The sequence below is a fragment of the Pseudomonas sp. MDT2-39-1 genome, assembly GCF_054898085.1.
In genome coordinates this window covers 1,256,141-1,275,628 of the sequence record NZ_CM142716.1, presented here as the reverse complement: position 1 = coordinate 1,275,628, position 19,488 = coordinate 1,256,141, and the positions used below count along the sequence as shown (strand labels likewise).

Sequence of the window (19,488 nt, the reverse complement as noted above, 5' to 3'; positions counted from 1 at the left end):
CGAGATGTGGGAATGTCTGATAAAAAGTTAAGGATCCTGGTCGTTACTCAATATTTTTGGCCGGAAAATATGCGAATCAACGATTTGGTTCGCGACTTTGTAAATAAAGGACATGATGTAACGGTTTTAACCGGTTTGCCGAATTATCCAGAAGGCAAGGTTTTTGGCGAATACAAGAATGCTCCGGAAAATTTCAAGGATTTTCATGGTGCAGAAATAGTCAGAGTTCCACTGGTGCCACGTGGGAAGCAAAGTATTAGGCTGGTTTTGAACTACTTGTCGTTTTTTATATGTGCCTCGCTTTTAGGTCCGCTAAAGTTGAAGCACAAGAAATTCGACACTGTTTTTGTATATGCTGTTTCTCCCATCATGGCTGCCGTTCCCGCGCTCGTAATCGGCAAGCTAAAGAAAGCCCCCGTATTTATCTGGGTTCTTGATCTGTGGCCGGAAACCTTGAGGGCTGTCGGTGTAGTAAAACACCCCAAGTTACTGGCGTTGGTTGGCCGGATGGTGTCATGGATTTATAATCGAACTGATTATCTGCTGATGCAATCGCACGGTTTCTTCGAAAACGTTAAGAAGTATTGTACCAAACCAATAGACTCTGACCGTTTGCTTTACTTTCCCAGTTGGGCTGAGGATGACTTCTCAACTTCAACAGCGGTTGCCTCAGGACTTTTGACGCGCGATGAGTCCGTTTTTACCATTTTATTTGCTGGCAACCTCGGGGAGGCACAGGATCTTCCTGCCGTTCTCAACGCTGCTGAAATGTTGACTGATAAGATACCAGTACGCTGGGTATTAGTCGGAGATGGTCGTATGAGTGGATGGCTCAGTGAACAGGTCGAATCGCGAGGGCTTGGCAATGTGATCTTGTTGGGCCGACATCCATTGGAAGCTATGCCAGCGTTGTTTGCTTGCGCTGATGCATTGCTGGTTTCACTCAAAACCAATGATGTATTCGAGAAGACTATTCCCGGCAAAGTACAAGCTTACCTCGCTTCGGGTCGCCCCCTGCTCGGTATGATCAACGGCGAGGCTGCAAGGGTGATCAATGAGTCTGGCGCGGGTCTCTCCTGCCAGTCAGGTGATGCGGAGGGTTTGGCAGCAATTGCATTGACGCTCGCAGAGGCGGAGCCACAGAGGTTGAAACTCATGGGAATGGCAGGTAGAGAATATTACGAGACGAATTATTCAAAAACTATACTGATGGAGCGTCTGGAAAATATGTTTCGCGTTGCTACTTTACGTAAGGCGAACAAGTGATGGCGCAATCAGTTTTATTGACCGGAGCTACGGGTTTCGTCGGTGGAGCTATTCTTCGTCGAATTATCAGTGAAAAAAAGTACCCGGTAGTAGCGGCGCTGCGCGACAGTTCCCCTTCACTTGCTGAAGAAGTCGAAACCGTGCGTTTTTCGACTCTGGACGGCCACACTTCTTGGAAGGATTGCTTCGCTAATACAGATGTAGTCATCCACTCTGCGGCTCGTGTGCACGTCATGAGTGACACTGAGAAGGATCCCCTATTGGCCTTTCGCAAGGTTAATGTGGAGGGCACTCTGAATCTGGCCCGGCAAGCATTTGCGTCTGGGGTCAAACGGTTCGTCTTTATTAGCTCGATCAAGGTGAATGGTGAAGGTACTATTCCACCGCACGCCTATGAAGCTGATGGCAATCCATCTCCTGGGGATCCTTACGGGATTTCCAAGATGGAGGCCGAAGTAGCGCTGCGTGAGCTGGCAGCTCAGACGGAGCGGGAGGTGGTGATTATTCGGCCCGTTCTGGTTTATGGTCCCGGTGTCAAAGCGAATTTCTTGAATATGATGCGTTGGCTGGATAAGGGGGTTCCTCTGCCGTTTGGAGCAATCCATAACAGCCGAAGTCTTGTAGCGATCGATAATTTGGTAGACCTGGTGCTGACTTGTGTTGATCATCCCGCCGCAGCAAATCAGACGTTCCTTGTAAGCGATGGTGAAGACTTGTCTACAACGGTGTTACTGCGGAAAATGTCGCAGGTCCTCAATGCACCTGCACGACTAATACCGATTCCCAGTTGGATCCTACAAACGGGCGCTGCCCTGCTTGGTAAAAAGGCACTTTCTCAACGCCTGTGTGGATCCTTGCAAGTTGACATTACCAAGACACGTTCCCTTTTAGGCTGGACGCCCCCGGTTAGCGTAAATGATGCTCTCAAAGCTACTGCACTGCATTTTCAGGAACATCAAAAATAATGAACTATGGTTGGTTGATTGCGGTTATTGCTGTGCTCTCATTTGCGTTGACTGCGAACCTGCGGCGTTATGCGTTGGCTAAAAGCATTATTGATATCCCCAATGTTCGCAGTTCACACTCGACTCCTACGCCACGGGGTGGAGGTGTTGCTATTGTTCTCGCTTTCCTCGCGGCGCTGCCGATTTTGGGATGCAGCGGCCAAGTGCCGTGGGCCATACTTGTCGCTGCGGGAGGCTCGGGTGCATTGGTAGCTGTTGTGGGTTTTATGGATGATCACAATCATATCGCGGCACGATGGCGCCTGCTCGGGCACTTTAGCGCGGCAGTATGGGCGCTGTTCTGGATCGGTGGGCTACCCCCGCTGAATGTTTTCGACATAAGCATCGATCTAGGGCTGACAGGGCACATCCTGGCGGCTGTGTATCTCGTGTGGATGCTCAATCTGTACAACTTTATGGACGGGATAGATGGAATCGCCAGCGTTGAGGCAATCTGTACTTGTTTAAGTGCTTGCTTGCTATATGGACTTCTCAACGTCGAAGGTATGATTTGGCTACCTTTGACCCTAGCCTCGTCTGTTGCTGGTTTCCTACTCTGGAATTTCCCGCCTGCGCGTATTTTTATGGGCGACGCGGGTAGCGGGTTTCTCGGGATCATATTGGGGATCCTTTCTCTACACGCAGCATGGACTTCTCCGCAACTATTTTGGGCTTGGTTGATTTTGCTCGGAATATTTATCGTTGATGCGACCTTCACACTCATTCATCGCATGATACGGGGTGATAAAGTCTACGAAGCCCATCGCAGTCATGCTTATCAATTTGCTTCCCGTAAATTCGGTAAACATTTGCCGGTGACGCTCGCTGTCGGTGCGATCAACCTGTTTTGGCTTCTGCCAGTAGCCCTCTGCGTCTCTCTCCTGGGGCTTGATGGCGTGCTTGGGGTAGTTATTGCGTATTCACCTTTGGTTTTTCTGGCTATCAAATTCAATGCCGGAGCTCGAGAACTTGAGAGTTGATTTTTAGTTGTTTTTCTGAACTGTAAGTATTGATTTTCACATAAGTATCGGCGATTGAAGGTGTAAGGAGTAACACAGGTGTCTGGAGGAATTATGGATAGGTTACGAGCTTTCTTGTTGGGTTTGTCTCGTCGGCATAAGCGTTTGATACAGGTGACCACCGATGTGTTCCTGGTCTGGATGGCACTGTGGATGGCGTTTGTCGTGCGGTTGGGCATAGACGACATGATTAACCCGTTCTCGCAGCATCTGTGGCTTTTTTTCAGCGCACCTGTAATCGCTATCCCTCTCTTTATTCGTTTTGGCATGTACCGCGCTGTGATGCGCTATTTCGGCAATGACGCTCTGATAGCTATTATTAAAGCCGTCAGTATGTCGGCGTTGATATTGGCATTGGTGGTGTATTGGTACGGTAACCAGAAAGGTGTAGTCCCTCGTTCAATAATCTTCAACTACTGGTGGTTGAGTCTGATCATGATCGGCGGATTGCGCTTGGCAATGCGCCAGTATTTTTTGGGTGATTGGTTTGCTGCAGCCCAGCATGTTCCCTTCACTAACCGAGATGATGGCTTACCCAAAGTAGCTATTTATGGTGCCGGTGCAGCGGGAAACCAGCTTGTTGCAGCTTTGCGCATGGGCCGCGTCATGCGTCCGGTAGCCTTTATCGATGATGACAGCAGTATTGCCGACCGGGTTATTTCAGGGTTACAGGTCTACAAACCTAAGCATATCCAGCAGATGATTGACACCACCGGAGCTCAGGAAATTCTCCTGGCAATTCCTTCGTCGAATCGTGGCCGCCGACGTGAAATCCTCGGTTTCCTTGAAGGCTTTCCTCTTCATGTAAGAAGTATTCCAGGCTTCATGGATCTGGCAAGTGGCAGGGTTAAGGTCGATGACATCCAGGAAGTCGATATCGCTGACCTGCTCGGACGTGACTCTGTGCCTGCGCAAAGCGAGTTGCTCGAACACTGCATCAGAGAACAATCGGTGCTGGTAACAGGAGCTGGCGGTTCAATCGGTTCAGAACTTTGCCGGCAAATACTGGCTCTGCGACCGACCACGCTTTTGCTCTTCGATCATAGTGAGTTCAACCTCTACAACATCCTGTCTGAGCTTGAGCAACGGATAACCCGGGAGTCGTTATCGGTAAAGCTTTTGCCAATCCTGGGTTCTGTCCGTAATCCGGATAAACTGCTGGATGTCATGAAAACTTGGCATGTCGACACGGTGTATCACGCAGCAGCCTACAAACACGTACCCATGGTCGAGCACAATATTGCCGAGGGCGTGCTGAACAACGTGATCGGCACGCTTAATACCGCACAAGCAGCCCTGCAGGCCGGCGTGGCAAATTTTGTGCTGATCTCCACTGACAAGGCGGTTCGTCCTACCAATGTCATGGGGAGTACCAAACGTTTGGCCGAATTAACTTTGCAAGCGCTCAGTGGGGAACTGGCTCCAGTTTTGTTCGGTGACAATTCCAATGTGTCCCGGGTGAATAAAACCCGTTTCACAATGGTGCGATTCGGCAATGTGTTGGGATCTTCCGGGTCGGTGATCCCGCTGTTCCATAAGCAGATCAAGTCCGGTGGACCATTGACGGTCACGCACCCCAAGATCACTCGTTATTTTATGACCATTCCCGAAGCTGCCCAACTGGTGATTCAAGCCGGGTCCATTGGCTTGGGAGGCGATGTGTTTGTGCTGGACATGGGCGAGCCGGTGAAAATCACCGAACTGGCTGAGAAAATGATTCACCTTTCCGGGTTGAGTATTCGCTCGGACAAAAACCTGCATGGCGATATCGCCATTGAGTTCACAGGATTGCGTCCAGGTGAAAAACTCTACGAAGAGTTGCTGATTGGCGATAACGTCGCTGCGACTCGGCACCCAATGATCATGAGCGCCAATGAAGATTTCTTGTCGTGGGATGTACTCAAGACTAAGCTGGCCGAGTTGCTTGCAGCTGTTGAGCAGGACGACTATGCGCGGGTCAGGCAGTTATTGCGCGATACGGTCAGCGGTTATACCCCGGAGGGGGAAATTGTCGACTGGATATATCAGCAGCGCCGCCTGGAACCTTGATCGTAATTAGCTTTAACAGTAAGTTTTTGCTGTTGGCAATATTAATGGATTTGGAAAGCAGCCTTCGAGGCTGCTTTTTTGTAACCGTCCGGCCAGCACCCTCTCCTGACAGCCCTCCAAATTGGCCAAGATAGTGCACACCATTTTTTAGTGGACACTATCTTGGATACAGTTGCCCCAGCCCGTCGAGCCGGTGTAACCGCTCCATTAACCCCACATTCAAAGCTGACACCTCATCCCCGAAGCTGTGCTCCCGATTTCTCTCAGGAGCCAGCTCGCCATGATGCGACCCGACGCCAAAGTCGAAAAAGTGTATCTCTATCCCAAACCTGTCGACTTCCGAAAATCCATTGATGGCCTGGCTGCGCTGGTCGAGCTGGATATCAAGGTCGCCGTGTTCGACCCCGTACTTTTCGTTTTCCTCAACAAGCCGCGCAACCGGGTGAAGATTTTGTACTGGGAACGCAACGGCTTCTGCCTTTGGCTCAAGCGCCTGGAATCTGAGCGATTCAAAACATCGCCTGATGTCACCGACGAGGCGATTGTTCTGACTGTCCAGGAACTCAACTGGATGCTTGACGGTTTCGACCTCTGGCGAAACCGCCCTCATCAGGTTTTGACGCCGCGATTCGTGGCCTGATTCGGTATAATCCAGGGCATGATTTCAATGCCCAAAGATCTTCCTGACGACCCTGTGCTGCTCAAGCAACTGCTAGAGCAAATGCTGCTTGAGCGCGAGTCTAATAAGTGTCAACACCGGTTGAAAACTGACCCACCCTACCGAAGTAAAACTGACCCACCCCGGCGGTGTTTGAGGTCTGTTTATTTCTGTGGCGAGGCCGTTTCTCTCGGCACCACCTGACCTGATCTCAGCTTGTCCTTTAGTCGATAACTCTGTCCGCTGACCTGGACGATATGCGCATGGTGCAGAAGCCGATCCAGCAGCGCAGCGGTCAGTGTCGAGTCGTCCGCGAAGGTCGTTGCCCACTGGCTGAACGGCAAGTTACTGGTCAGCACCAAGCTGCCATGTTCGTACCGTTTGGCGATCACGTTGAAGAACAAGTTGGCTTCGTCACGGCCGAACGGCAAATAGCCGATCTCATCAATCACCAGCAGTTTCGAGCGTTGAACAACGCGACTGAAATACTGAGCCAGGCGCCCTTGATGGTGCGCGGCGACGAGTTGCAAAGTCAGGTCGGCGGCAGAGATGAATCGGGTGGAAATGCCTGCCATGATCGCCCGATGAGCCAGAGCGCTGGCCAAGTGTGTTTTGCCAACGCCCGAAGGCCCCAGCAGTACGACGTTTTCCTTACGCTCGATGAAGGCCAGCCCGGCCAGTTCCAGGATCTGGCTTTGCGGCGCGCCGCTGGCGAATTTGAAGTCGTATTGTTCAACCGTTTTCACCGCCGGCAGCCCGGACTGTTGCAGCAGCGCTTGCCGCCGACGCTCGTTTCGGGCGCGATCCTCGCTCAGCAGAAGCTGTTCCAGGAAGTCGGCATAGCTCGTTTCTTTTTCGGCCGCTTGCTGGGCCAGTGCCGGCCAGTCCGTCGCAAAAGTGTCCAGCTTGAACTGTTGGCAAAGAGACTCGATGCGCAGATGTTGAAGGTTCATGGACGTACCTCAAGCAGTGCCTGATAGACCGAGAGCGGATGCTGCAAGCTTTCCACCGGCATGGGTTGGACGACCGAAATCATGCTGCTCGCACCCCCTTGGATCTCTGGCAGGGGCAACAAGTGGTGCACTTCGGTATCCAGTCGGTGTTGCGGTATTTCGCCCGTCGTCGCATGTGTTCGGGCGTTGGCGACCTCCATCAACCAAGGGCCGATCTTGCTGTTCGCGACCTCAACGTCCAACAGCAAGTTGACCTGGTTAAGTGACGCGGCCAGTGGCACTACGAAGCTGTTTTTCAGGTAGTGGTTGAAGCGCTCGACCTTGCCCTTGGTCTGCGCCCGATAAGGCCGGCAAACTTTCGGTGTGAAGCCGTAGCGCTCTGCCAAATTCAATAGCGCAGGATTCCAGCGGTGCTGACCGGGGCCATAAACATCGCGTTCCTGGATGATGGTTTTGGCGTTGTCGAAGAGTAGCTTTCGCGGCGTACCGCCGAAGAAACGCAGCGCCTTTTCGATACCGGAACACCAGGCCGCGGAGTCTTCGCGACGGGAGAAAACGACGTAGGTCGCACGGCTCCAGCCCAACGTTGCAACGAATGCCAACAACGGATCGCGGCCACGCCGAATGACGGTGAAGTCCACCTGCATCTGCTCACCGGGCTCGGTTTCAAAGCGAACGACGGCTTCGTTTGCCTTGGATTTCAAGGTCAGCAGAAAGCTGGTGAGGATGGAGTATCCGCCTTCGTAACCCTGTTCGCGGATCTCCCTCAACAGCACGATGGCGGGAATCCAATGGGGTCGAGCGGCTTCTACGCGCTGGCGCAGATAGGCCTCGAAAGGCACAAGCTTGCCCACGCGCTGCGCGCGCGGGCCATAGACGACGAGCTGGCGCTGGGCCTGTAATTTGAGGTGGCGTCGAATGGTATTGCGAGAGCAGCCCACCTGCCGGGCGATGGCCCGAATAGACAAACCCTGACGAATAAGAACACTGATTTCCACGTGTTGCTCCTGGGACAGCATGGGCAGCTCGCAAAAGCTGCATTTTGCCCAAGTGGGTCAGTTTTCAACCGGTAGGGTGGGTCAGTTTTGCATCGGTACTGACAAATAAGGGCCGCATTGTTCATCTTGAAGAAGAAAACGCGCTGCTGCGCCAGCGTTTGTTCGGACGCAAGTCCGAGCAAACAGCCGATCCGGCCACACCGCAGCTAGCCCTTTTCAACGAAGCGGAAAGCATCGCCGAGCCTGTCGGCGAAGACGCTGAAGAAGAGGTCGTCGCACCCGCCAAGCGCCGCGGCAAACGCAAACCGCTACCTGCCGACCTGCCACGTATCGAAGTCATCCACGAGCTTCCCGAGCACGAACTGACTTGCGTCTGCGGCTGCCGCAAACACGCCATTGGCGAGGAAGTCAGCGAGCAACTTGAAATCGTGCCGATGCAGATCCGGGTGATCAAACACGTTCGTAAAGTCTACGGTTGCCGCGACTGCGAAACGGCACCAGTCACTGCGGACAAGCCGGCTCGACTGATTGAAAAAAGTATGGCAAGCCCCAGTGTTCTGGCGATGCTGCTGACCACCAAGTACGTGGATGGCTTGCCCCTTCACCGCTTTGAAAAAGTACTGGGCCGGCATGGCATCGATATCCCGCGCCAGACCCTGGCTCGATGGGTTATCCAGTGCGGCGAGCACTTCCAACCGCTGCTGAATTTAATGCGCGATAGCCTGTTGACCAGTCGCGTCATCCACTGCGATGAAACACGTGTGCAGGTGCTGAAGGAGCCCGACCGAGAGCCGAGCAGCCAGTCCTGGATGTGGGTGCAAACCGGCGGCCCGCCCGACAAGCCCGTAATCCTTTTCGACTACTCCACCAGCCGAGCGCAGGAGGTACCGATGCGCCTGCTCGATGGCTATTGCGGCTATGTGATGACCGATGATTACGCCGGTTACAACGCGCTGGGCGTGCGGGCTGGAGTTGATCGCCTAGGCTGCTGGGCTCACGCACGGCGCAAGTTCGTTGAAGCACAAAAAGTGCAGCCCAAAGGCAAGACCGGGCGCGCTGATATCGCGCTAAACCTGATCAACAAGCTTTATGGGATCGAACGCGACCTCAAGGCTAGCGGCGACGCTGAACGTAAAACCGGGCGTCACGAACAAAGCCTGCCGATCCTGGCTCAGTTGAAGAGCTGGATTGAAAAGACACAACCACAGGTCACTGCTCAGAACGCCTTGGGCAAAGCCATCAGCTATCTAGCGAGCAACTGGTACAAGCTGGAACGGTATATCGAGGAAGGCTACTTGCCGATCGATAACAACGCCGCCGAACGTGCAATCCGCCCCTTTGTTATCGGAAGAAAGAACTGGTTGTTCAGCGACACACCCAAAGGTGCGACGGCCAGTGCTCAACTTTACAGTTTGGTCGAGACTGCTAAAGCCAACGGCCAAGAGCCCTATGCGTGGCTGCGCCACGCACTTGAGCGCCTGCCAATGGCGGCTTCGGTTGAAGATTACGAAGCTTTGTTGCCATGGAACTGCTCGCCGATATCGCCTAGCTGAGCGCACTACTCAGATGGGAGTCGGTGGGATTATGGACTGTCCATCACAAACTCGACGATGCCTGTCAAATATGAGCGGAGCAACGATCATGGAATACGACGATAAACTGATTGAAGACGCCGTGCTTGCCCTGTTGGCAACCTTCAGTTCCGACAAAGGCAATGCCTGGAAAGGGTTCGACTTCGAGACCATGAATCGATTGCATGAACATGGTTTCATCAGTGATCCGGTGAACAAGAAGAAATCGATCTGGTTGACGGAGGAAGGGCTGGAGCGGGGTCGACAGATAGCCGACCGGTTATTTGGGGTGAGAACTCAAGTGGGGCATGCATCCAATCCTGATACCTGACTTAGTACTACGGCCACGCTGGGTGCATCTGAGTATCGCCTGATTAAGCGCGCCAACCAGCCTGAAGCCGGTGGGGTTTATGGAGCGCTTACGAGCCGGTCGCCGCCCCAACTTTCCGTTGGACTTTAAACGCCAAGTCGTTGAAGCCACTTTCCAACCTGGCGCCTCCGTGTCGTTGATCGCTCGCGAACATGACGTCAATGCCAACCTGGTATTTCGCTGGCGGCAGCAATACCAAGAAGGACTATTCGGCCCGGTTAGTCAGAGTGCAACGCTTTTGCCAGTCCAGGTGATCGAGGCGCCAATGGATCTGCCGCAAGTCGTCCAGCCACAGGCAGAGTGTTATTCCGAGATCGCAGTTGAGGTAGGAAAAGCCAAGCTGCGTATCACGGGCACGCCAAATCCGCAGACGCTGCAACTCGTCTTACAGCAGTTATTGCGATGATTACCCCGCCCGCTGGAACCTGTATCTGGATAGCCGCCGGCGTCACGGACATGCGCCGTGGCTTCGATGGATTGGCGGCCTTGGTGCAGATTCAACTGAAAGCCGATCCCTTCTCCGGTCAGATCTTCGCCTTTCGCGGACGACGCGGTGACCGGATCAAATTGTTGTGGTGGGATGGCGACGGTTTGTGCCTGTTTTGCAAACGATTGGAGCAAGGACGCTTTGTCTGGCCGCAAGCAACCAGCGGCAGCGTGTCGCTGACGACCGCGCAGTTGTCGATGCTGTTGGAGGGCATTGATTGGCGCAGGCCAATTCGCACAGCGCCTGTCCTCGCTGTCTGACTTGCCGCGCTGAAAAACCCCGGTAATATTCGGTCATGACTCTCGTGACCGACTCCCTGCCGAATGATCTTCAAGTCTTGAAGGCGCTGGTCGCTGCCCAGCGCACAGAGATTGAGCGCTTGAAGATGATGATCGCCAAGCTGCGTCGCACGCAGTTCGGTCGCAGCTCCGAGCAACTGGAAGCGATGATCGACCAGCTCCAGCTGAGCCTCGAAGAACTGGACGTCAGCCAGACTGAACTGACACTGCCAACCGAACCGCCATCTCGCCCTGTCTCTCGGCGCAAGCCATTACCTGAACACTTGCCTCGCGAAATTCACGTCCATCAGCCCGAATCAAAATGTTCTGGCTGCGGTGGGAAACTTCGCCATTTGGGCGAGGATGTGTCTGAGGTGCTGGAGTACGTCCCGGCGCGTTTCAAAGTGATCCGCCATGTTCGCCCGAAGCTGGTTTGCCGCTGTTGCGAGCACATCGCTCAGGTGCCGGCACCGAGTCGCCCGATAGTCCGAGGCCTTGCAGGCCCTGGGCTACTGGCCCACGTGCTGGTCTCCAAGTTTGTTGACCATTTGCCGCTGTATCGGCAATCCGAGATTTACGCCCGTGAGGGCGTGGAGCTGGAGCGCTCAACCCTGGCCGACTGGGTCGGCCAGAGCAGTCAATTAATCAGGCCGCTGATCAGCGCCCTTGAACGCCATGTCATGAGCGGTCACAAAGTCCATGCCGACGACACGCCGATTGGCGTGCTCGCGCCGGGCAACGGCAAGACCAAAACGGCTCGCCTGTGGACGTACGTGCGGGACGACCGACCTGCGGGTGACTCGACACCGGCGGCGGTATGGTTTGCCTACTCGCCAGATCGTAAGGGGCAACATCCTCGAGCTCATCTCAAGCGCTTCAGCGGGATCTTGCAGGCTGACGGCTATGCCGGTTTTGCTCAGCTGTATGCCACGGGCACTATTGAGGAAGCCGCTTGTTGGGCTCACGCCCGCCGCAAGTTTTTACGATGTCTACAAAGACCTGGCTTCACCACTTGCCGCCGAGGCGCTGCAACGGATTGCGGCTTTGTATGCCATCGAAAGCGAGATTCGAGGGCAACCGCCCAACCTGCGAAAAGCGGTTCGGCAAAGCCGAGCAAGTCCGCTGCTGGAACAACTACACGCGTGGCTTAACCAGACGCTGACTCAATTGTCGAAAAAATCGGCATTGGGCGGTGCGATCCTCTATGCCCTCAATCGGTGGCAGGCGCTGACGCGCTACTGCGATGACGGCCGGATCGAAATCGACAACAATGCCGCCGAACGCGCATTGCGCGCCGTCGCATTGGGTCGCAAAAATTACCTGTTTGCCGGTTCCGATGTCGGCGGAGAACGAGCGGCTGCGATTTACAGCCTGGTGGGTTCGGCCAAACTCAACGACCTGAACCCGCAAGCCTATTTGACACACGTGCTGGAGCGCATCGCCGAGCACCCGATCAATCGGGTCGACGAACTGCTGCCCTGGAACGTTTCCCTCACCCCCACGGAACTCTGCGAGGCCGCCTGATCCATGGTTAAAACTGTTCGCTTGCCAAAACCCGAACCTGATTTGTTGCTACTGCACATTGAATTGAAGTGGATCGAACCTGCCATCTGGCGCCGTGTGGCGGTGCCCGAGAACATCACCTTGGGCAAATTGCACACGGTGATCCAGTTCGCGATGGGCTGGGAGGGAGGCCATATGCATGAGTTTGAAATTGCCGGTGAAAATTACGGTACTCCCGACTCAGATGGGTGGGGCCCACCCGTGAACCCGGAAACCCGCAAGACTCTGATCAAAGCGTTGAACGGGAAAAAGACGTTCCGCTACGTCTACGACTTTGGCGACGGCTGGGATCACCGGATCAAAGTCGAAAAGAAATTGCCCGCTGGAGCCTGTCCTCAAGTTCCGTATTGCGTCGACGGCGCCAATGCTTGCCCGCCGGAGGATATCGGCGGTGGGCCGGGTTATGCCGACTTCCTTGAAGTGATGGCTGACCCTGACCACCCAGAGCATGAAGACATGCTGGAGTGGCATGGCGGTACCTTCGATCCAACGGTTTTTGAATGGGAGCGTGTCAACCAATGGTTAAAGGAGATTAAGGTCTGAGATGCAAGGCGGTGTAGTTCGGACGGTTACGCTTTTTTTATTGTAAGCGCTCCATGAACCCCACATTCAAAGCCAGCAGTTGATCCCCCCGGTGTCAGGATAGTTGTCGCCTCTCCGAATTTTCCTGAAAAAGCATATCGGGGACGGAAAGAGACTGGTCGTGCCGTACTATTCACCTGAACGCAAAGCCGCATTACTCAAGATGCTGCTTCCCCCGCTGAACCTGACGATGGCCGAGGTTTCCCGGCGTGAAGGGGTTAGCGAAATGTCTTTGTCCAACTGGCGCAAGAAGGTCAGTTCTGAAGGAAGCGCAGTGCCTGAAGACAAGCCACTCCCCGAGAACTGGTCTGCTGAAGCCCGGTTCGCTGTCGTCCTTGAAACCGCCGGTCTGTCGCAGCTCGAACTGGGTGAGTACTGCCGACGAAAAGGTCTGTACCCCGAACACGTCAGCGCCTGGCGCCAAGCCTGTATCACGGGGCAGCAGAGTGTTCAGAACCAACAAAAGGTCGACCGCGAACAATCTCGCAAGGACAAGAAACGTATTCAGCAACTTGAGCGCGAACTGCTGCGTAAAGACAAGGCGCTGGCCGAGACCGCCGCGTTGTTGGTGCTGCGAAAAAAGCTCAACGATTACTGGGGGATCGACAACGAGGACACCTGACCTCTTTGCCGGAACGGCAGTTGTTGGTGGCTTGGTTGATCGAAGCCATCGTGGCCGGTGCTCGAAAAATCAGAGCGTGCCAGGAGGTGGGGCTGTCGCTCAGAACCTTGCAGCGATGGACGCAGAGTGAGGATGTTCAAGCCGATGCCCGCACAACCACCGTGCGGCCCACGCCGCGTAATGCGTTGAGCGAGATCGAACGACAAGCGATCGTGACCCTGTGTAACAGCCCGGCGTATGCCCATTTGCCGCCGAGTCAGATCGTGCCGAGGCTGGCTGACGAGGGGCGTTATCTGGCGTCGGAAGCGACGTTTTATCGCATCCTGCGTGCAGCCGGTCAGCAACATCATCGGGACCGTAGCCAGCGACCCAGACGGCATGCGGCACCGACGACGCATGTCGCCAAAGCGCCCAATCAGGTGTGGTCGTGGGACATCACGTATTTGCCGTCGCTGATACGCGGCAAGTACTACTACCTGTATTTGATCGAAGATATTTACAGCCGCAAGGCCGTGGGCTGGGAAGTTTACGAAGAAGAAAGCGGCGAAAAAGCGGCTGCGCTGCTGCAACGCAGCGTGATCGGCGAGCAGTGTTTACACGAGCCGCTGGTGCTGCACTCGGACAATGGTGCGCCGATGAAATCGCTGACGCTGTTGAGCAAGATGTACGACCTGGGCATCACGCCGTCCCGTGGCCGACCGCGAGTGAGCAACGACAATCCGTACTCGGAGTCGCTGTTTAGAACACTGAAATATTGCCCGCAATGGCCGCAGGAGGGTTTTGCCAGCTTGGACGCCGCACGCGCTTGGGTGAGAGATTTTATGCGTTGGTACAACAACGAGCACCGGCATAGCCGGATCCGGTTCGTGACACCGACGGAGCGGCATCGAGGGCTGGACCACCAGATCCTGGCGCGGCGGCATGAACTGTACCAGCGAGCGCGCAAGAAAAGCCCGGAACGTTGGTCAGGCCAGACGCGGAACTGGGAGCCGATAGGAGCGGTGATGCTGAATCCGGATCGGGAGCAGCAGGACGAGAAAAGAGCGGCATAGTTGAACGGTTGACGCGACAACTACCTTGAAAAATGCCGGATCCTCGAAGCTGCACTCCCGAATTCTCTCAGGAGTCAGCACATCATGATGCGACCCGACGCCAAAGTCGAAAAAGTGTACCTCTACCCCAAGCCGGTAGACTTTCGAAAGTCCATTGACGGCCTCTCGGCTTTGGTCGAACTGGACATCAAAGTCGCGGTGTTCGATCCCGTGCTTTTCGCCTTCCTCAACAAACCGCGAAACCGAGTGAAGATTTTGTATTGGGAGCGCAACGGCTTTTGCCTTTGGCTTAAGCGCCTGGAGTCCGAGCGCTTCAATATTTCTCCCGATGAGGTGGACGAGGCTATTGTTCTGACGGTTCAGGAACTGAACTGGCTACTGGATGGTTTTGATCTCTGGCGCAACCGTCCTCACAAGGTTTTAACTCCAAGATTCGTCGCCTGACAGGTAAAATCCAGGGCATGCGATCCATGCCCGACAACCTTCCTGATGACCCAATTCGTCTCCAGCAATGCTGCTTGAGACGTACAAAGCACGTGCACGTGATCAAGAAGTCAAAGAGGCTTACCAGATCCATATCGTGGATCTTAAAGAGTAGATCAAGTTGCTGCGCGCCGTATATTTGGTCGTAAGTCCGAGCAAACGGTTGAGCCCAACACACCACAACTGGCCCTGTTCAACGAACCCGAAAGCGAGCCGATGCCCATCGTCGGCGATGCCGAAGAGGAAGTCGTTGCTCCAGCCCCGCGTCGCGGCAAGCGTAAACCGTTGTCGGCTGAACTGCCGCGTATCGAAGTCATCCACGAGCTGCCCGAACACGATCTGACCTGTGCCTGCGGTTGCCGTAAGCATGTGATTAGTGAAGAAACCAGCGAGCAGCTGGACATCGTGCCGATGCAGATCAGGGTCATCAAACATATCCGTAAAGTCTATGGCTGCCGTGGTTGTGAAACGGCGCCGGTCACGGCTGACAAACCCGCTCAATTGATCGAAAAAAGCATGGCCAGTCCGAGTGTTCTGGCGATGTTGCTGACCACCAAGTATGTCGACGGTTTGCCGCTGCATCGTTTCGAGACGGTATTGAGCCTACACGGCGTAGAGATCCCGCGTCAGACCCTCGCGCGCTGGGTGATCCCGTGCGGCGAACACTTGCAACCGCTGCTGAATCTGATGCGCGACCGGCTGCTGGAAAGCCCGGTGATCCACTGTGATGAAACTCGCGTCCAGGTACTGAAAGAACCTGATCGAGACCCGACCAGTCAATCCTGGATGTGGGTGCAGGCCAGCGGGCCGCCGGATCGGAAAGTCGTGCTGTTCGACTACACCTCCAGCCGGGCGCAGGACGTGCCGTTGCGCCTGCTGGAAAGTTATCGGGGCTATGTCATGACCGATGATTACGCGGGTTACAACGCGTTGGCGTTGCAACCCGGTGTAGAACGCCTGGCGTGCATGGCCCATGCCCGACGCAAGTTCGTCGACGCGCAAAAAGTGCAGCCCAAGGGTAAAACGGGACGTGCCGATATGGCGCTGACAATGATCAACAAGCCGTACGGTATTGAGCGTGAACTCAAGGGCGTCAGCGATGAGCAGCGTTTTATTGCCCGTCAGGAAAAGAGCCTGCCGATTCTGGCGCAGTTGAAAAGCTGGCTGGATAAAAACGCAGCCCCAAGTGACACCGCAAAGCATGCTGGGTAAGGTTGTTAATTATCTGGCCAACAATTGGAGCCGGCTGAAACGTTACGTGGAGGCTGGTTTTTTACCATAGACAACAATAGAGCCGAGCGCGCAATAAAACCGTTTGTTATAGGACGCAAGGCATGGCTGTTCAGCGATACGCCCAAGGGCGCTAACGCCAGTGCTCAGATCTACAGCTTGGTCGAGACCGCAAAGATCAACGGCCAAAAACCCTATACGTGGCTGCGCCACGTACTTGAACGGCTCCCGCATGCGCAGTCGGTAGAGGACTTTGAAGCCTTACTACCGTGGAACTGCTCACCGGAAATGACACGGTAAACCGTTATCCCATCCTGAAGTAGGTGAGGTTCATGGATCGCATACAAAACATCGCTCAGCAGACGACGTTGTTCGCCTTGTCGAACCTGTGGATGGTGCGAAAACGATTGTTGAATGCAGGAGAGGTGCGCCTGTAATGCGGGCTAATCGCCCTGAAACAGCGCGATTAGAGGAAAAATCATGTATTAAAGAGTGGAAAGGTTTGATTTTCGACCGAATCGGCGTTTTCTGAACCTCACGCAGAGAGGGCATAAATAATCGGTGGGTACTTCAGACCTTCCCTAGTGAACTGAGTTCTCTTTTTTTTATGACCTTCGCAGGATTCCCAACAGCCACACAATAAGCCGGAATGCTTTTCGTTACCACAGATCCCGCACCAATCACTGTACCCTCACCAATAATGACCCCAGGTAAAATAATTGTTCTACCACCTACCCAAGCATAGCGACATATAGTTACAGGAGCAGATATATCAGGAAGATCCAATAACGAGTAATCGTGCCCAGATGAAAATATCACGACGCCCGGACCCAAAACAACATTATCTTCCAGCGTAATAAACCCGAGCTCTGTCTGCATCGATGAGTATAACTCACAGCCACGATTTATATCGACGTTATCACCAATGGACACCCTCCAAGGATATCTTACAAAACACTGGTAATCCAACAGACAGTTTTTGCCAAAGCGCTTGAATGAAATACGAAAAACAAAGCCCCTAACGAACGGGGGCATTATGTTCATCAAACTCCAGATAACTCCAGAAAAAAAACTGAAGGATGAATATAAAAAAATCACGAAACGTCGACTCTTAATACGAACCTTCATACCGCAGCCCCCCTATGAACATAAAATTTATTAGCCAAATAAAAGAAAACAGACACGATGACAATAGCCGCCATCTGAGTAAACCACGGTGAGATCCCCATCAGGTCAGTCCCCCCATACAATATCGATATATTAATTAGATACCCGACCAAAATCATAGCACCAAGACGAATGGTACCTACCCCTACGGACAGGTTACTATTGAACACCAATGCGCGATTAAGCCAAAAACTGAATACCACCCCCATCATATAAGTAAATGAAGCCGCAAATTTATGCCCGCCTCCTACCCACAAGATAAGTAAAAACAGTGCATAGCCGAGCCCATTTGTTAACACACCTACAGCACCGTATCTAACCAGCTGACCAGCATGGACTCTGTCAATATTCAAAAAATATTTCTTCATACTATCATCAGTCTTAAACCCGCCAATTTTAAAGGCGCCCACCAACATAGGACTACCCGTTACGACGATTTTTCTCCGGTCTGAACATCTTCACGCCACCCCCAGATGTACCATGCAGCCTCAGGACCGACATTGAATAACAGGTCGATTATTGAAACACCGTGCTCAAACGGAGGGAAGCGCTGTGCATATTGCGGATATCCACCGTAGTTCTTCCAAACCAATTCGATATTTAGCTCAGAGAACCTATCGGAATTGATGTAGTCTTTCGCGGCGGGTCCTGATACATATCGCTGGGTTCCAGCTTTAACCAGCAGATCCATTAGCCGATCTAGCTTTTTGCCGGTGACCATGTAATCCCGGGAGTCTTGGAAAATCGTCTTAATCCCTAGAAGCTCCGTCGAAATTCTACGTATAATATGTTGATTTAACTCAGAAAGATTCGTCCAAGCGCGAGCGAGATAAATCTCCTCGAAGAAATCTTTGTAGGTTAGAAAATAGGGGGCTTTACTGTACTGTTGTTCAATAGTTTTCCAATGCTTGACCTGCCACCTCAGGTCGATAAGTTTTACCTCGGTTATCAGCCGTTGAGCATCACTGCCCACGGGTATGGTTAGCCATTGAGGGCCCGTGTGACCTTTTATTAGATTGCGATTTCGCCAGTCATTCTTCGTAAACTGAAGATCATCATAAAAAATAAAATAGTCTGCATCATGAATAAGATCAAAATAGCCTTTCCATGGAATATAGTTAGACTGAAGAACCACGACAGTTTTCATTTCAAAAAAACTCCGCTTGTAGCGGCTTAAAATCAGATAGAAATCGAGCCAACTTCAACGCCTGCTCGATATTGAAATAACGATCATTGAAAAGGTTTATCACATGCCGAGAAAGTTTTTCCGCATTTGGCGCAAGCCCAGACCCCAATGGTCCCGCCAGGGATTCGTAATGACCACTGGCAAAAAAACCCTGATCCCTAATAGCTTGAAGCACCCTATCTTTATCACGAACATAGATATTAAATCGCCAATCCTGGAACACAGAAGGGAATTGAACCCGTGAAGGGATGAGCTCAGTGTAAATACGATTAATAGCACTCTTCAAAACTGTGGCAATGCTGTATTCCTTATCAACCTTCGCCTTATATACGTCCCATTCTACTTCAGGAGAATTTGTTTCAAGCCAATCCCCATCCAAATACGAAAATGGGGTTCGGGTTGTCAAAGCAACCTTGTACGCCGCAATTAACCTCATGAGGTCAGCCTGCTTGAACTCGGACTTAATATCCGCGTATCCTAGGCTTCTATCTAAAATACCGACGCCGCCACTGCCTAAGTCAACATATTTTGCATAGCCAGTGCTGTAGAGCTCAATGTCCGTATTCGGAGACAGTCGATTATTCAAAGATGGAGGGGACAAACAACGATCGTCAACAATAAGAGCACCCGGACTAATAGATTTTATATCCTTAAATAAATCAGTCGTACTGAATATAGCTCCATACGATCTTACATATATCAAACCTGCGGGCCGTTTTTTATCGTGCTGCCAACGCCTAAGGACTGCTTCATGGTCAAGACACATGGTATCGGCAGCTATGTCGATGAATTCGAACTGCCTTCCCGCTTTGTATAGGGCCATTGGTACAATTGGGCAGATATTTGCAGGCAGCAAAAATACTCCCTGAATTGGGTGGGCACAGACGGCCTTGTAAAGAATCGTTACAGCGCGACGCTCAAAAACTATTCTCGACTCCATCGCCATACGA

The 19,488-nt window shown here is 53.0% G+C and carries 17 protein-coding genes and 3 pseudogenes; 14 read left to right on the top strand and 6 right to left on the bottom strand.

Translation table 11 applies throughout. The annotated features are described in order from the left end of the window. Positions 1–12 precede the first annotated feature (12 nt). The 5 genes from ACYZTM_RS06345 (at position 13) to tnpB (ACYZTM_RS06325) (ending at position 5,978) form a co-directional block, all read left to right on the top strand. Positions 13–1,266 (top strand): glycosyltransferase family 4 protein, encoded by a 1,254-nt coding sequence (locus ACYZTM_RS06345; protein ID WP_461987665.1) that lies wholly within the window; start codon positions 13–15, stop codon positions 1,264–1,266. Beyond that, on the top strand, positions 1,266–2,231 hold the full coding sequence (locus ACYZTM_RS06340) for a UDP-glucose 4-epimerase family protein (protein ID WP_461987663.1): 966 nt from the start codon (positions 1,266–1,268) through the stop codon (positions 2,229–2,231). The genes ACYZTM_RS06345 and ACYZTM_RS06340 overlap by 1 nt, the downstream gene beginning before the upstream one ends. Beyond that, a complete protein-coding gene (locus ACYZTM_RS06335) occupies positions 2,231–3,250 on the top strand; it encodes an MraY family glycosyltransferase (RefSeq protein WP_461987660.1) in 1,020 nt (339 codons plus the stop codon). The genes ACYZTM_RS06340 and ACYZTM_RS06335 overlap by 1 nt, the downstream gene beginning before the upstream one ends. A gap of 90 nt (positions 3,251–3,340) precedes the next feature. Then, entirely contained in the window at positions 3,341–5,338 is a 1,998-nt protein-coding gene (locus tag ACYZTM_RS06330; RefSeq protein ID WP_461989105.1) for a polysaccharide biosynthesis protein, read from the top strand. A 280-nt stretch (positions 5,339–5,618) separates the two neighbouring features. Next, positions 5,619–5,978 (top strand): IS66 family insertion sequence element accessory protein TnpB, encoded by a 360-nt coding sequence (tnpB, locus tag ACYZTM_RS06325; protein WP_007247730.1) that lies wholly within the window; start codon positions 5,619–5,621, stop codon positions 5,976–5,978. Between the two features lie 182 nt (positions 5,979–6,160). On the opposite strand, the gene istB is transcribed toward tnpB (ACYZTM_RS06325), so the two are convergent. Together istB and istA are read right to left on the bottom strand one after the other, a co-directional pair. Further along, a complete protein-coding gene (gene istB / locus ACYZTM_RS06320) occupies positions 6,161–6,949 on the bottom strand; it encodes an IS21-like element helper ATPase IstB (protein ID WP_461984145.1) in 789 nt (262 codons plus the stop codon). Then, positions 6,946–7,968 carry an IS21 family transposase gene (gene istA, locus ACYZTM_RS06315; RefSeq protein ID WP_461984143.1) on the bottom strand — a complete coding sequence of 341 codons (1,023 nt, stop codon included), beginning with the start codon at positions 7,966–7,968 and terminating at the stop codon, positions 6,946–6,948. Before istA ends, istB begins: the two co-directional genes overlap by 4 nt. Positions 7,969–8,045: 77 nt before the next feature. Here istA and tnpC (ACYZTM_RS06310) point away from each other — a divergent pair, with 77 nt between their 5' ends. From tnpC (ACYZTM_RS06310) to tnpC (ACYZTM_RS06270), 9 genes and pseudogenes are all read left to right on the top strand, one after another. Further along, positions 8,046–9,500, top strand: coding sequence for an IS66 family transposase (gene tnpC / locus ACYZTM_RS06310; RefSeq protein ID WP_461989104.1), 1,455 nt, complete (start codon positions 8,046–8,048; stop codon positions 9,498–9,500). A gap of 88 nt (positions 9,501–9,588) precedes the next feature. After that, entirely contained in the window at positions 9,589–9,849 is a 261-nt protein-coding gene (locus ACYZTM_RS06305; protein ID WP_461987657.1) for a DUF6429 family protein, read from the top strand. 148 nt (positions 9,850–9,997) lie between these two features. Next, positions 9,998–10,294: pseudogene (locus ACYZTM_RS06300) on the top strand (transposase); the annotation flags it as partial. Next, positions 10,291–10,635, top strand: coding sequence for an IS66 family insertion sequence element accessory protein TnpB (gene tnpB, locus ACYZTM_RS06295; protein WP_461987655.1), 345 nt, complete (start codon positions 10,291–10,293; stop codon positions 10,633–10,635). The pseudogene ACYZTM_RS06300 and the gene tnpB (ACYZTM_RS06295), both read left to right, overlap by 4 nt. A 35-nt stretch (positions 10,636–10,670) precedes the next feature. Continuing rightward, positions 10,671–12,177, top strand: a pseudogene (gene tnpC / locus ACYZTM_RS06290) (IS66 family transposase). Positions 12,178–12,180: 3 nt separating this feature from the next. Continuing rightward, on the top strand, positions 12,181–12,759 hold the full coding sequence (locus tag ACYZTM_RS06285; protein WP_461987653.1) for a plasmid pRiA4b ORF-3 family protein: 579 nt from the start codon (positions 12,181–12,183) through the stop codon (positions 12,757–12,759). Between the two features lie 160 nt (positions 12,760–12,919). Continuing rightward, positions 12,920–14,472, top strand: a protein-coding gene (locus ACYZTM_RS06280; protein ID WP_461987651.1) for an IS3 family transposase whose coding sequence is annotated in 2 segments (ribosomal slippage) — positions 12,920–13,382 and positions 13,382–14,472 — 1,554 coding nt in all. Because the reading frame shifts where the segments join, the coding sequence is not laid out codon by codon here. Between the two features lie 84 nt (positions 14,473–14,556). Continuing rightward, positions 14,557–14,916 (top strand): IS66 family insertion sequence element accessory protein TnpB, encoded by a 360-nt coding sequence (gene tnpB, locus ACYZTM_RS06275; RefSeq protein ID WP_461987649.1) that lies wholly within the window; start codon positions 14,557–14,559, stop codon positions 14,914–14,916. A gap of 17 nt (positions 14,917–14,933) precedes the next feature. Beyond that, positions 14,934–16,485: pseudogene (gene tnpC / locus ACYZTM_RS06270) on the top strand (IS66 family transposase). A gap of 270 nt (positions 16,486–16,755) precedes the next feature. Here the strand turns inward: tnpC (ACYZTM_RS06270) and ACYZTM_RS06265 are convergent. From ACYZTM_RS06265 to ACYZTM_RS06250, 4 genes are read right to left on the bottom strand one after another with little or no spacing between them, the layout of a single operon-like run. Beyond that, positions 16,756–17,313 (bottom strand): acyltransferase, encoded by a 558-nt coding sequence (locus ACYZTM_RS06265; RefSeq protein WP_461987647.1) that lies wholly within the window; start codon positions 17,311–17,313, stop codon positions 16,756–16,758. Next, on the bottom strand, positions 17,310–17,768 hold the full coding sequence (locus tag ACYZTM_RS06260) for a GtrA family protein (protein WP_461987645.1): 459 nt from the start codon (positions 17,766–17,768) through the stop codon (positions 17,310–17,312). The genes ACYZTM_RS06265 and ACYZTM_RS06260 overlap by 4 nt, the downstream gene beginning before the upstream one ends. An 11-nt stretch (positions 17,769–17,779) precedes the next feature. Then, complete coding sequence (locus ACYZTM_RS06255) at positions 17,780–18,499, bottom strand: WbqC family protein (RefSeq protein ID WP_461987643.1); 720 nt, start codon at positions 18,497–18,499, stop codon at positions 17,780–17,782. 1 nt (position 18,500) lies between these two features. Then, positions 18,501–19,484 (bottom strand): hypothetical protein, encoded by a 984-nt coding sequence (locus tag ACYZTM_RS06250; RefSeq protein WP_461987641.1) that lies wholly within the window; start codon positions 19,482–19,484, stop codon positions 18,501–18,503. Between the last annotated feature and the right edge of the window lie 4 nt (positions 19,485–19,488).